Genomic DNA, 12828 nt, shown 5'->3' on the forward strand with positions numbered 1-12828 from the left:
GGCTCATCCCCGCCGGGGCGCTCCCCTAGACGGCCTCGCCGTAGAACTGCTCGACGTAGCGCCGCTGAACAGCGTTCAGACCGCGCGAGTACCAGACCATCACCACGTACCGCGGCTCCTTGGGCGTGCTCCTCGGATACATGCCGCACTCCATCGGAAGCCGATTCCCCTTGCGCGCGTTGCACCGGGTGCAGGCCGTAACCACGTTGTCCCAAGTGTTCCCCCCACCCCGGGAGATCGGCTTGACGTGATCCCGGGTCAGACTCTCCCCGCGCCGCAGCTCATCCCGGTGCTTGCCGCAGTACTGACACCGGTAGCCGTCCCGCGCGAAGAGAATGGCATTCGTCACGTGCCTGCGCAACTTGCGCGGTATCTCCACGAAGCGCACCAGCCGAATCACCAGCGGATACGGCAGCTCCGCCTTCTCCGAACGGATCTTGCGCTCCAGATTGGCCTCCACGATCTCGGCCTTCTCAGAGACAACGAGGACGATGGCCCTCTTTACCGGGACGAGAGCCAGAGGTTCGTAACTGGCGTTAAGGGTCAAACACCGTCCCATGCATAAAATGTTAGCATACACCCCGGCCGCCGCTACTCGAAGAGACGTAAAAAATTCGTAAAAATTTCCGCCCCCGGTTATTGCTAATGAATCTCAAAACCTCTATACTGCCGATCGGTTCCGGGCGTCTGGAATCGGGGACGCGGTTCATGGAGTGCGGGGGAAGTAGTTGTGCAAATACCGTTTGCGTGGAGGTGAGCGACTGCCTTGCGAGCGAGAGTCAGGGTGTCTCTGATCGGGGTTCTGCTGGCGGCGTTGGTTTTGGCCGGGTGTGGTCAGGAGGAGCCGGCCGCCGGCGAGGCCGGAGAGGAGCGGGCCGCTGCGGGAGAGGAGAGCGGTGAGCTTGTCATCTACTCCGGGCGCAATGAGGAGCTTGTAGGTCCCATTCTGGAGCGGTTCGAGGAGGAGAGCGGCATAGAGACCCAGGTCCGCTATGGGGACACGGCCGAGCTGGCCGCGACCATTCTGGAGGAGGGGGAGAACAGTCCGGCGGACGTGTTCTTCGCTCAGGATGCGGGCGCTCTGGGTGCGGTATCCGAGGAGGGGCTCTTCCGGGAGCTGCCCGGGAGCATTCTGGACCGGGTGGAGGAGCGTTTCCGCGACCCGGAGGGTGAGTGGGTCGGCATCTCCGGCCGGGCGCGTGTCGTGGCGTACAACACCGAGCGTCTGAGTGAGGAGGATCTGCCGGACTCGATCCTGGAGTTCACCGATCCCGAGTGGGAAGGCAGGATAGGCTGGGCTCCTACCAACGGCTCCTTCCAGGCGTTTGTGACCGCGCTGCGGGTGGTGGAGGGCGATGACGTGGCCCGGGAGTGGCTGGAGGGTATAGTCGCCAACAACCCGCGCGTCTACGAGAACAACACGGCCATACTGGAGGGCGTCGCGGCCGGCGAGGTGGACGTCGGGTTCGTCAACCACTACTATCTCTTCCGGGCGCTGGAGGAGCAGGGCCAGGACTACCCGGCCCGCAACTACTACCTCAAGAATGGGGATCCCGGGGCTCTGATCAACGTCGCCGGCGCGGGAATACTCAACACCTCGGACAGCCCGGAAGAAGCGCAGCGGCTGCTGGAGTTCCTGCTCTCCGAGGAGGCTCAGCGGTACTTCGCCGACGAGACCTACGAGTACCCGCTGGCCGCCGGGGTTGAAGCTCAGGACGAGCTCGTGCCGCTGGAGGAGATAGAGAGCCCCGACATAGACCTCGGCAGTCTGGAGGATCTCGAGGGCACCCTCCAGCTCCTGCAGGAGACGGGAGCGCTCTAGGAGGAGGGCTGCTTTGGCCCCAGCGGGCGAGAGAGCCGGTTCTGGCCTCCGGCCGCCGGCGGCAGTATGGGTCCCCGCCGCTCTGGTGGCGGGGGCCATGCTGCTGCCGCCGGCCTATCTCTTCGTGCGTTCCTTCGAAGACGGAGTGGGAAACGTCCTGGAGGTGGCGCTGGAGGGGAGGACGCTGGCGGTGCTGCTCCGGAGCGTGGTGCTGGCCGCCGCCGTCACGGCGGCCACGGTGCTCGTGGCGGTCCCGCTGGCCTGGCTCACCGCCCGCACCGACCTGCCGGGCAGGGACGCGTGGACGGTGCTCGCCGCGCTGCCGCTCGTGATCCCCTCCTACGTCGGCGGGTTCGTGTTCGTGAGCATGCTCGGCCCGCGCGGCATCCTGCAGGGACATCTGGAGCGCCTGTTCGGCATTCAGGAGCTGCCCTCGATCTACGGCTTCCCCGGAGCGTTCCTCGCGCTCACGCTCTTCACCTACCCGTACGTCTTCCTGACCGTCCGGGCTGCCCTGCGGGGCATGGACCCCGCACTGGAGGAGGCGGCGCGCAGCCTGGGCAGCAGCGGGTGGGAGACCTTCTTCCGGGTGACGCTGCCCCAGCTCCGGCCGGCCGCGGCCGCCGGAGCGCTTCTGGTGGCGTTGTACGTGCTCAGCGACTTCGGGGCGGTCTCCCTGTTGCAATACGACTCCTTCACCCGCGCCATCTACATCCAGTACCGGGCGGCCTTCGACAGAACCCCGGCCGCCATCATGGGGCTGATGCTAATCATGCTCACGCTCGCCATCCTGTACGTCGAGGCCCGCACCCGGGGCCGGGCGCGGTACCACCGGAGCACCGCCGGGGCCGTAAGGCCGGCGCCCACCGTGCGCCTGGGAGGATGGAAGTGGCCGGCCCTGGCGTACTGTGGCACCATCGTGGCCCTGGCGCTAATCATGCCCGTCGGGGTGCTGGGCTTCTGGCTCGCGAGGGGGCTGGCGCACGGCGAGCCCCTCAGGCTCGTGTGGGATGCGGCGCTCAACTCGGTGTACGTCTCCTCCCTCGCGGCGCTGGCGACGGCGCTGGCCGCCCTCCCGGTCGCCATCCTGGCGGTCCGGTTCCCCGGAGCCATCTCGGGTGCCATTGAGCGCCTCACCTACGTTGGGTTCGCACTGCCGGGGATAGTGCTGGCCCTCTCGCTCGTCTTCTTCGGGTCCAACTACGCCCCCTGGCTCTACCAGGGGCTGGCCATGCTCATCTTCGCCTACGCCGTGCACTTCCTGCCACAGGCCATCGGCTCCACCCGGGCCGCCCTGCTGCAGGCGAGCCCCCGCGTGGAGGAGGCCGCCCGGAGCCTCGGCAGAAGCCCCCTGAAGACCATGGCCACCGTGACCGCACCGCTGGCCCGCTCCGGAATCCTCGCCGGCATGGCTCTGGTATTCTTGACGACCATGAAGGAGCTCCCGGCGACCCTGCTGCTGAGCCCCACGGGCTTCGACACCCTGGCGACCCGCATCTGGACGGCGACCTCGGAGGCTTTCTTCGCCCGGGCGGCGGCCCCGGCGCTGCTCTTGATCGCGGTCTCCGCGATACCCATGTACCTACTCACGATCAGAGACAGGATGAAGCTGTGATGAGCGAGACCATCGTTCGTCTCAGCGGGGTGAGCAAGCGCTTCGGCCCGGTTGAGGCCGTGCGTAACCTGCACCTCACGCTGCAGAAGGGCCGCATCCTCGCCCTGCTCGGTCCCTCCGGCTGCGGCAAGACGACCACCCTGCGCCTGCTGGCGGGATTCGAGCGCCCGGACTCCGGCGAGATCGAGATAGCCGGCCGGACGGTCGCCGGCGGGGGCCGGCACGTGCCTCCAGAGCACCGCCGGGTGGGGATGGTCTTCCAGGACTACGCCCTCTTTCCGCACCTGAGCGTGCAGCAGAACATCGCCTACGGACTCCCCCGGGACGGCAAGCGCGCAGACCGTATCAGGGAGGTACTCGCCCTCGCGGGGCTGACCGGACTGGAAGACCGGATGCCGCACGAGCTCTCCGGCGGCCAGCAGCAGCGGGTGGCGCTGGCGCGGGCCCTGGCCCCGGAACCGGCCATCATCCTGCTGGACGAGCCCTTCTCCAACCTGGACGCCGCGCTGCGGGCGCGGGTGCGCGCGGAGGTGCGCGAGATCATCACCGCCGCCGGGACCACGGCGATCTTCGTCACCCACGACCGGGAAGAAGCCCTGAGCCTGGCCGACGAGGTGGCGGTGATGCTGGATGGCGAGCTGGTGCAGTCCGCACCCCCGGAAGAGCTGTACACCCGGCCCGTGAACCGGGAGGTGGCCACTCTGGTGGGCGAAGCGAACTTCCTGCCGGCCGAAGCGCGCGGCGGCCACGCCCGGTGCGAACTGGGCGAGGTGCCCCTGCTGCAAGATGCCCGGGGGCCCGTGGAGATCATGCTCCGGCCCGAACTGCTCCGGCTGCACCCCTCGGAGAACGGTTCCGCCACCGTCACGGGCCGGGAGTTCTACGGTCACGACCAGCTCGTGCGCCTGCGCCTCGACTCCGGCACCGTCCTCGCCTGCCGGCTGGGCTTCGGCCCGCGGTTTAAGCCCGGAGACCGGGTGGAGATCAGCGCCTCCGGCCCGGCCGTGGCGTACGGATGAAGGCCCCTAGTTCTCGGAGAATCCGAGCGGGCAGTCCGAACAGGGCAGGCCCAGAGCAGGGAGCGGCTGAATGTCCTCCAGCTGCCCGAGCGCCCGGCACACCAGCCGGCAGAAGGCCTCAAACTCCTCCGGGCCGAACCACAGGGTGAAGTCGTCGTGGACCACCATGACCTGCCCCATCGCACACTTCACCACCTGACCGCCGGAGCCCCGGGCCAGCTCCCCCCTCCGGACGGGACAGCCGACGGCCTCGGAGAGAACCCCGGCCAACTCCACGAACTCCCCCTGACTCATCTTTACCGTTACCGGTCCCCAGGAGACGTGAATGCGCCCCCCGGCGTCCCGCAGAACCCGGTTGCGCGAGCTGTAGGACGCCAGCACCACGGCCCTGAGCCCGGGGCCGATCACACCCTACCCCGAAGGATCATCCGGCATTGACAATCATTCGCAAACACTTGAAGGCATGATAGCCTCCGGAGGGACGGGAATCAAGCCGGGCCGGAGCTTTACGCTCCGGCCCCTGATTCGCCTCCGTAGCGGGATCTACTCGCCCCGCTCGCCGAGTTCGCGGTCCAGCAGCAGGATCGCCGAGCCGTCGTCGCCGGCCAGCCTGAGGCGGTCGACGATCTCGGAGGTCATCTGCTCCTCCTCGACCTGCTCCTCGATGAACCACTGCAGCAGCACCTGCGCCGGGTAGTCGTTCTCCCGGACGGCGAGCTCGTACAGCTCGTGGATGCGGCCGGTGATGAACTTCTCGTGCTCCAGCGCCTGCTCGAAGGCGTCCAGCGGAGTCCGGAAGGAGTCCGGCGGCTGGTCTATGCCCAGCAGCCGCACGTGCTCCCCACGGTCCAGCAGGAAGTTCATGAACTTCTTGCCGTGCTCCAGCTCCTCCTCGCTCTGATGCCGCATCCAGCGCGCCATGCCCGGCAGGCTCGCCTCCTCGAACGAAGCCGCCATCGAAAGGTAGATGTAGGCCGACTCGAATTCGTGCTTGATCTGCTCGTTGATCGCCTCGCTTACCGCTCCCTTCATCGGAGTCTGCGCCGTCTCGCCCATCCATGCTCCCTTCCTCTCAGCTTCCAGATCAAGAATCGTTCTTGATCTTACACCATCCCGTTCCTTCTGTCCAGAGCGCCTGATCTGGGGGAGGCTATGAGGTTTCGGGCGAGGTCTTCGGGGAGGCGAGCGCCGCTTCGAGGATGGGTTCTGCGCCGAACCGCACCGGGTCGCAGGCGGGGAGGCCGGTCTCCCTGGAGATCTGCTGCAGGTAGTCCCGGGCGGCGGCTTCGGCGAGGGCGCTGGTGTTGGCGCTCACGGCGACGACCGGGGCGGGTTTGACCAGAGCTGCCACCTCTTCGTAGAGGTGGATCAGGCGGGGCAGCTCCGGCGTGGGGATGCGGGGGAAGACCTCTTCGCGCGCGGCGTCGGTGCAGAGCACCAGGCAGTCCGGGCAGGAGCCGTGCATCAGCGAGAGGGTGACGCCGGAGTAGGCGGGATGTCCGAGCGAGCCCTGGCCCTCGACCAAGATGAGGTCCGGCTCACGCCGGGCGGCCTCCAGCACGAGTTGCTCGGCGGCGCCGGCGGTGAAGTCTGAGACCACGGCGTCCACGCAGATGCCCCATCCCGAGATGATGATCCCGGTCTGGCCGGTGGCCACGAACTCGGAGCGCAGTCCGGCGTCCCTCGCGGTCCGCTCCATCTCCAGCGTGGCGGTCATCTTGCCGATCGCGCTGCTGGTGCCGACCGTGTGGACTATCTTCGGCTCCACGTCGAAGCCCGCGCCGGAGAAGAGGGGGATATCCTTCGGGGGCTCGCGCACGTCCCAGACCTCGGCGCCGGGCAGCTCGGGGGCCAGCCGCTGGTGCAGGCCGTTCACTATCTCCAGTCCCGCCTCCGCCGCCTCCCGCAGCATCCGCATCCACTCCCCGGGCAGTCTGCCCCCGGGCGGGGCGAGCCCGACGAGGAGGGAGGTGGGATCGTACTCCAGCGCCTCCCGCAGGGTGGAGACTATGGGGGCCTTGCGGCGCAGGTCGGCCCTCACGTCCAGGGTCGTCTTACCGGCTTGCGTGGAGTCCAGAACGGCGACCACCTCGTCCCTGCCGTAGCGGAGGAGGCCGTGGGCCGTCTTGGCGTGGCGGTTCGCGAACCAGCCTTCGGCCAGGATCGCGTACCGGCGCTCGCGCCGTTCCATCATCGCGGCTCCACTCCCAGCCCGGGCCGCTCCGGGACCACCACCCTGCCCCCCTCGAAGCTGAGTCCCTCGAACGGATCGTCGGCGAGCAGCAGGAAACCGTCCAGATCCACGAAGTCCGCGAGCCCGGAGATCTGGGCGGCGGCGGAGATCCCGAGCGAGGTCTCGACCATGCAGCCGAGCATCACCAGCATCCCGTGGGCGCGGGCGGTGTGGATCATCTCCAGCGCCCGCCGGATACCGCCGCACTTGGCGAGCTTCACGTTCACCCCGCTCACGCACCCGGAGAGGCGGGGCACGTCTCTGGCGGTGAGCGAGCTCTCGTCCGCGATCACGGGCAGCGGGTAGACGGCGTCGGTGACCCGCTTCAGGGCTTCCGGCCCGGCGGCCGCGGGCACCGGCTGCTCCAGCATGCCGATCCCGGCATCCTTCAGCTCCCGCGCGGCCTCCGGGGCCTCGTCCGGAGAGAAGGCCTCGTTGGCGTCGACCCAGAGCTCGGCGTGGGAGCGTTTCCGGACCTCCCGCACGGTCTCCAGATCCCTCCACCCTCCTACCTTGATCTTCAGGATGGGGTGGCCGGAGAGCCGCTCCAGGTCCGCGAGGGTCGTGTCCAGGTCGGCTATGCCGAGCGTGTAGGCCGTACGCGGGACCGGGCGGGCGTAGCCCAGCAGACGCCAGACCGGGACGCCGAGGCGCTTTCCCGCCAGGTCGTGCAGGGCGGCGTCCAGCGCGGCGAGCGCCGATGCCGGGAGGGCTCCGTTAGCACGCAGGGTGCCCTCCATGTCCCAGGGGTCCGACACCTTCACCGCCTGCAGGGCGGCCGCGTCGGACTCCGGGCTCTGGCCGTAGTACCCGGTAGAGGCCGCCTCGCCGCGGCCCACCGTTCCCCCCGCCCCCAGCTCCAAGATCACGCGCCCGAAGGCGGAGGCGGAGCTGCGGGCGATGGTGAAGGTGCGTTGTGTATGTACGGTCGTTCTCCGGACGCGTACGTTCAGATGGAGCCTCCCTCACTCGCCTCTCTGGAAGATTTTAAAGCAGGTTCCGGCGGGGCGCAGGCGGGATGAACCGACCGGCCTCGCGCGGTATACTAGGCACGTGCTGCGAAAGGCTGCAGAGTAAAGATGGCTGCCGAGATTCTGGTAGTCGAAGACGATCAGGTCATACTAAACACCCTGGCGTACAACCTGACCCGCCAGGGATTCACCGTACACCAGACCACCACCGGGGCCGAGGCCCTCAAGCTGGCCCGCCAGCTGCGCCCGGACCTCATCCTGCTGGACATCATGCTGCCCGGCGAGAGCGGCATCAAGGTCTGCCAGCAGATCCGCAGGTGGGACCGGGATGTGGTCATCGTCATGATCACGGCCAAGGACAGCGAAGAGGACAAGGTGAAGGGGTTCGAGGCCGGGGCCGATGACTACGTGACCAAGCCCTTCGGCATGAAGGAGCTCGTGGCCCGGATCAGGGCCAACCTCAAGCGCAGCGACGTGGGGGATCGCGGCAAGATCCTGCAGGCCGGGGATCTCTGGATAGACACCAAGAACTTCGTCGCCCGGGTCGGCGGGGAGCCGCTGGAGCTGCGCGTCAAGGAGTTCGAGCTGCTGGCGGCGCTGGCCTCTGAGCCGGGCGAGCTCAAGAGCCGGGAGGACCTGGCCCGGCGGGTCTGGGGGCATCCGGACGTGGGCACCTCCCGCACCATAGACGTGCACATCCGGCGCATCCGGGCCGCGCTTGAGGAGCGCTCGGCCTACGATTTCATCCACACCGTGCGCGGTCTGGGCTACCGCTTTGAGCCCAAGCCGCGGGCCATGGCCGACGCCACCCGGGAGTGAGGCGGCCTTGATCGAGAGCGGCCGGCACCGGGCGGCGGAGTCCGAGAGCCTCCTTGAGCTCCAGCGCGTCAACAAGATGCGCCGGGACTTCGTGGCCAACGTGTCGCACGAACTGAAGACCCCGGCGACCAGCCTGAAGCTGCTGGCCGAGAGCCTGGTGGACGTGATGGACGAGGACCCCGAGCAGGCCCGATTTTTCGCCGGCCAGCTCAAGAGCGAGACCGACCGGCTGGCGCAGCTGATCACGGACCTGCTGGACCTGGCCAAGCTGGAGAGCCAGGAGGAGGTCCCCAACCCCCGGCCGGTGGACGTGTGGGCCGTGGTCGAGAGCGTGATGCTGATGATGCGCCCCGCAGCCGAGAGGAAGGAGATCGAGCTCGCCACCCGGGAGAGCGAGTCCTGCAGCAACCGGCGCGACTGTGTGATCCGCGGGGACGAGACCCAGCTGAACTCCATGTTCTCCAACCTGGTGGACAACGCTATCAAGTACACCCCGCCCGGCGGGCGGGTCGAGGCCGTCTGCGAGGTGGCGGACGGCGAGGTCGTAATCCACGTCTCGGACACGGGCATAGGCATCCCGGAGAGCAAGCTGCCCCGCATCTTCGAGCGCTTCTACCGGGTGGATAAGGCCCGCTCCAAGGAGACCGGCGGCACGGGCCTGGGGCTCTCGATAGTCAAGCACACGGTCGAGAACCACGGCGGCCGCATCTCGGTGCAGAGCCGCCCCGGCGCGGGGACCACTTTCTCTGTGTACCTGCCCAGGATCGAGTAGAGAAGAGGCCGGCTCCGAAGGGAGGAGCCGGCCTCTTCCCTTTCCCCTCTCAGGTTATTCTTCCTTGCTGATCCAGTACGTGAACAGCAGCGCGCTGCCGAAGATTATCGCGATGAGGAAGAAGGCAGCGAAGAACCTGAACAGGCCGACCGTGTCCAGGCCGTTCTGCTGCAGCAGTATCAGTGCGGCATCTGCCATCGCCTAGCCCCCTCCTCCTTGCACTTCCTCGGGCGCAACCCCGGCGGGGCATCCCTCCTGGACGATCTCCTGATCCATGGTGATGCAGTTGTAGAGCAGGTAGCCCGGATCGTCGTCCAGCCGGCGCGCCGTCTCCCTGGTGTAGCCCATCGTGATCATGGTAAGTACCACCACCACGGCGCACGTCATGAGCGCCCACTGGCTCCAGCGGCTGGAGCCTCCCCAGTGGAACCCCTCGGCCGTGGCCTTCAGGTAGATCGCCAGAACGAAGAGCCCCACGATCATCATCCCGATAAGCCCGATGTACTTCCACGGGTACATCGACCCGAGCGGGATGAGGGTGTCCTGCCCGTCGGCGAAGACCAGCCCCAGCTGCGGCACCAGACTGGCGTTGGAGGGGATCAGGTTCAGAGCGCTGAAGAGCGCCATGAAAGCCAGAGCACCCACCGACATCTTGCGAATCGTCTCCATCGGCCGCACGGCGAAGCGCAGCCGGTGCAGGAAGTAGGCCACCGAAGCGACGCCCATGATCGCCATCCAGACCATGAGCAGGTTGAACGTCCACGCCTTGTCGCCGAGCATGATGACGTTGAAAGCCTCCGGAGAGCTCTCCCGGATCGCCTTGAGATAGCCGTAGCCGATGACCGGCTGCAGGATGGTGAACCCGAAGCCCCAGATCATGCCCCAGTGCCCCATCCAGTCGTAGTACTCCCGGTCATCCTCGCGCACAGAGCGCAGGTAGCGCCACGCAGCCCACCCGGCGATCAAAAACCCGGCGTAGCCGAAGTTGCCCACGAAACGGTGCATGTTGAGCGGGACGAAGGTCTGGTTCAGGAACGCCCGCCCCAGATCGGTAGCCGGAGCCTCGGCGGGGGTGAGCATGTAGGAGGCCACCGCGTTGATCATGGTCATCGCCATCAGGCCGAAGAAACCGGCGATGAATCCGAAGACCACGTGCAGGCTCTTGCGGTAGGCCAGCTTGTCCCACACGTTGTACCAGGCGTAGACGATGATGATCTGACCGAGGAACATGAACGCCTCGACCAGAAACACCCAGAAGAAGATGTTCTGCAGGTAGCTGAAGAAGACGGGGAAGAGCGTGATCAAAGCCAGAACGAACGTTATCGCCAGCGCCGCGCCCGAGGCGAAGAGCAGAACCACAAACCGGGCCAGCGAACGGGCGAACCGCTCGTACTTGGGCTGCTTGGTGACCATGCCCATGTACTCGCTGGTCGCAGCGATGATCACGGCCCCGATGATGAACGCGGCGAAGAGGATGTGGGTCTGGACTAGTACGGCAATGGTGGCGTTCTTGCCGAGTACGGGTACGTCCAAATCTCCTATAGGCACCTCTATCCTCCTCTAGCCCTGCGGGAAGTTAATAACCCGGCTGATGGCCAGCAGCATGTTCAGGACCACGACCATAATGACCAGAAGCCCCGTCACCGTCGCGAACGGCCGTTTCATCGGGCTGTAGTGCGGGCTGCGGTCCAGCCACGGCACCGCGAACAGGAGCACCACGAAGACCGTGGGGATTATCACGGCTCCGAAGCTGATGAGCGCGTAGCCGGGGAAGAACATGAGTATCTGCTCGTAGAAGAAGAAGAACCACTCCGGCCGCGGCACATACTGCGTCTCCGCCAGATCCGCCGGCTCGGCCAGCGGAGCCGGGAACACGTACGAGAGCACCGTGCAGGCAATCAGGAGGGCGGCAGCCACGTAACCGTCCCGGAGCACCTGTCCCGGGAAGAAGGCCATGGTCTCATCCGGCCGGTCGAAGACGTTCTCCTCGGTTATGACCTCCTCTTCGACCGGCTTCGCCGGAGCGGCCCGGCCCTGGTCCGCGTCCCTGTGTACTTCCGTCACTTCTCACCTCCTCCCGACTGCCCGTATTCTACCCCGAATGCTAACCCTCGCATGCCGGTCCCGTAGTAAGAGCTTTTACTCCCGCCGTTCCTCTTCCTCCTCCCCGAGCCCGTAGCGGCGCTCGTACTCCTCCAGCCGCTGGCGCTCCTTGAGCTTGGCAAGCCGCTCGGTGTACTCGAACTCGGAGCCGAACTCCCCGTGCCGCCGCAGAAGGTAGAGATGGACCCCGATCAGCGGTGCCAGGATCGCCGGCAGGAGCCACACGTGGATGGCGAAGAATCGCGAGAGCGTGGCGGGCCCGATCACGTCCCCGCCGATGAGGAAGTTGACCACATACCCCCCGATGAACGGCGAGTAGGAGCCGATCTTGATGCCCACGACGCTGGCCCAGAAGCCGTCCTGGTCCCACCGGAGCAGGTACCCGGTGAACGCCAGCACGATGACCAGCAGGAAGAGGACGACCCCCACGACCCAGTTGAGCTCCCGCGGAGCCTTATATGCCCCGCTGAAGAAGGTGCGGGCCATGTGCAGCCCGATCACGGCCATCAGGAAGTTGGCCGACCAGTAGTGGATGCCCCGGATGAGCTGCCCGAAGTACGCCTCGTTCATGATGTAGTAGACGGAGTTCCAGGCGTGATCCACGGTCGGCACGTAGTAGAAGAGCAGCAGGATGCCGGTCAGAAACTGCAGCACGATGAGGAAGAGCGTGGCGCTCCCTAAAGTATAGAGCCAGGCTCCCCGCTTGGGCACCGGCTCGTAGAGGAACTTCTCCATCATGCTGACCGCGCCGGTGCGATCCTCGATCCAGTCGGCCAGCAGCTTGCCGGTCTCTACGGTCTGCGCCTTGACTCTCCCTATCATGCTCCCGGCTCCCCTAAACTATATACGGATCCCCGTCGAACTCGTGCGTTATGTAGATGAACCCGTCCTCGCGGATCTCGAACGTGTAGCGGTAGAGATCCCGCGGCGGCGGGCCGCCGATATGCTCCCCGTTGATGTCGTACAGACCGCCGTGACAGGGGCACAGCAGCTCCTCCACCTCGGCCACCCAGCGCACCGGACACCCCAGATGCGCGCAGGTGCTGTTCATGACGTTAAGATGCTGCGTGAGCTCCTCGATCTGATCCCGGGAGACCTCGTCCCCCTCGCCGATGCCCCCCAACACCTCCGGCGGTTGGCCGTCGCGCCAGGAGACCCACACGCCGTTGCGGACCGTGAACTCCTGCTGGGAGACGCCACTCTCCTCCTGGATGCGGTCGTCCCCGTAGGTCTGCCGGATGGGAAACTCTATGACGTAGGAGACCGGCTCGCCCTCCGGGATGTTGGCGACGTGATCCACTCGCTCCCACGTACGGAGCACGTCCGACTCTCCCTCGACCTCGGTCTTAATCAGCGGGGTCAGGACGAACGCAACCGGAGGGATGGTGAGGATGGTGCCCATCACGGCACCTATAACGCCCAGACCCAGAAAGTCGCTTCGGGTTATGGGATCTTTCTGTAGCTCCGCCAATCT

At 66.5% G+C, this 12828-nt stretch carries 15 protein-coding genes; 5 read left to right on the forward strand and 10 right to left on the reverse strand.

Annotated elements, in window-relative coordinates:
- Positions 1–25: 25 nt before the first annotated feature.
- Positions 26–547, reverse strand: a complete 522-nt coding sequence (locus tag E0L93_RS01150) for an HNH endonuclease (RefSeq protein WP_207890256.1) — start codon at positions 545–547, stop codon at positions 26–28.
- Positions 548–766: 219 nt separating this feature from the next.
- Here E0L93_RS01150 and E0L93_RS01155 point away from each other — a divergent pair, with 219 nt between their 5' ends.
- From E0L93_RS01155 to E0L93_RS01165, 3 genes are read left to right on the forward strand one after another with little or no spacing between them, the layout of a single operon-like run.
- Positions 767–1822, forward strand: a complete 1056-nt coding sequence (locus E0L93_RS01155; protein WP_132687393.1) for an iron ABC transporter substrate-binding protein — start codon at positions 767–769, stop codon at positions 1820–1822.
- Positions 1823–1835: 13 nt separating this feature from the next.
- Positions 1836–3437, forward strand: a complete 1602-nt coding sequence (locus E0L93_RS01160) for an ABC transporter permease (protein WP_243638054.1) — start codon at positions 1836–1838, stop codon at positions 3435–3437.
- The gene (locus tag E0L93_RS01165) at positions 3437–4456 is read left to right on the forward strand and encodes an ABC transporter ATP-binding protein (protein ID WP_132687395.1); all 1020 of its coding nucleotides are present in this window, start codon (positions 3437–3439) and stop codon (positions 4454–4456) included. Before E0L93_RS01160 ends, E0L93_RS01165 begins: the two co-directional genes overlap by 1 nt.
- 6 nt (positions 4457–4462) lie before the next feature.
- On the opposite strand, the gene E0L93_RS01170 is transcribed toward E0L93_RS01165, so the two are convergent.
- The 4 genes from E0L93_RS01170 to E0L93_RS01185 form a co-directional block, all read right to left on the reverse strand.
- Positions 4463–4864: a hypothetical protein gene (locus E0L93_RS01170; RefSeq protein ID WP_132687397.1), complete on the reverse strand. Its 402-nt coding sequence runs from the start codon at positions 4862–4864 to the stop codon at positions 4463–4465.
- A 135-nt stretch (positions 4865–4999) separates the two neighbouring features.
- Positions 5000–5512 (reverse strand): ferritin, encoded by a 513-nt coding sequence (locus E0L93_RS01175; protein ID WP_132687398.1) that lies wholly within the window; start codon positions 5510–5512, stop codon positions 5000–5002.
- Positions 5513–5606: 94 nt separating this feature from the next.
- A complete protein-coding gene (locus E0L93_RS01180; protein ID WP_132687400.1) occupies positions 5607–6650 on the reverse strand; it encodes an N-acetyltransferase DgcN family protein in 1044 nt (347 codons plus the stop codon).
- Complete coding sequence (locus tag E0L93_RS01185; protein WP_279387433.1) at positions 6647–7642, reverse strand: dipeptide epimerase; 996 nt, start codon at positions 7640–7642, stop codon at positions 6647–6649. The genes E0L93_RS01180 and E0L93_RS01185 overlap by 4 nt, the downstream gene beginning before the upstream one ends.
- A gap of 126 nt (positions 7643–7768) precedes the next feature.
- On the opposite strand from E0L93_RS01185, the gene E0L93_RS01190 reads away from it, so the two are divergent.
- Positions 7769–8479, forward strand: coding sequence for a response regulator transcription factor (locus E0L93_RS01190; protein ID WP_132687404.1), 711 nt, complete (start codon positions 7769–7771; stop codon positions 8477–8479).
- 7 nt (positions 8480–8486) lie between these two features.
- Positions 8487–9251 (forward strand): sensor histidine kinase, encoded by a 765-nt coding sequence (locus tag E0L93_RS01195; protein WP_132687405.1) that lies wholly within the window; start codon positions 8487–8489, stop codon positions 9249–9251.
- Between the two features lie 54 nt (positions 9252–9305).
- On the opposite strand, the gene E0L93_RS15630 is transcribed toward E0L93_RS01195, so the two are convergent.
- The 5 genes from E0L93_RS15630 to E0L93_RS01215 all read right to left on the reverse strand — a co-directional run bounded on the left by E0L93_RS15630 (position 9306) and on the right by E0L93_RS01215 (position 12825).
- The gene (locus E0L93_RS15630; RefSeq protein ID WP_165874082.1) at positions 9306–9449 is read right to left on the reverse strand and encodes a hypothetical protein; all 144 of its coding nucleotides are present in this window, start codon (positions 9447–9449) and stop codon (positions 9306–9308) included.
- Between the two features lie 3 nt (positions 9450–9452).
- Positions 9453–10784, reverse strand: coding sequence for a cytochrome ubiquinol oxidase subunit I (locus tag E0L93_RS01200; protein WP_243638055.1), 1332 nt, complete (start codon positions 10782–10784; stop codon positions 9453–9455).
- A 27-nt stretch (positions 10785–10811) separates the two neighbouring features.
- Positions 10812–11315 (reverse strand): cytochrome b family protein, encoded by a 504-nt coding sequence (locus E0L93_RS01205; protein WP_132687409.1) that lies wholly within the window; start codon positions 11313–11315, stop codon positions 10812–10814.
- Positions 11316–11390: 75 nt separating this feature from the next.
- Entirely contained in the window at positions 11391–12176 is a 786-nt protein-coding gene (locus E0L93_RS01210; RefSeq protein ID WP_132687411.1) for a cytochrome b, read from the reverse strand.
- 13 nt (positions 12177–12189) lie between these two features.
- Positions 12190–12825: a Rieske (2Fe-2S) protein gene (locus E0L93_RS01215; protein ID WP_207890257.1), complete on the reverse strand. Its 636-nt coding sequence runs from the start codon at positions 12823–12825 to the stop codon at positions 12190–12192.
- Between the last annotated feature and the right edge of the window lie 3 nt (positions 12826–12828).

Source organism: Rubrobacter taiwanensis, from assembly GCF_004337705.1.
Lineage (GTDB): Bacteria > Actinomycetota > Rubrobacteria > Rubrobacterales > Rubrobacteraceae > Rubrobacter_C > Rubrobacter_C taiwanensis.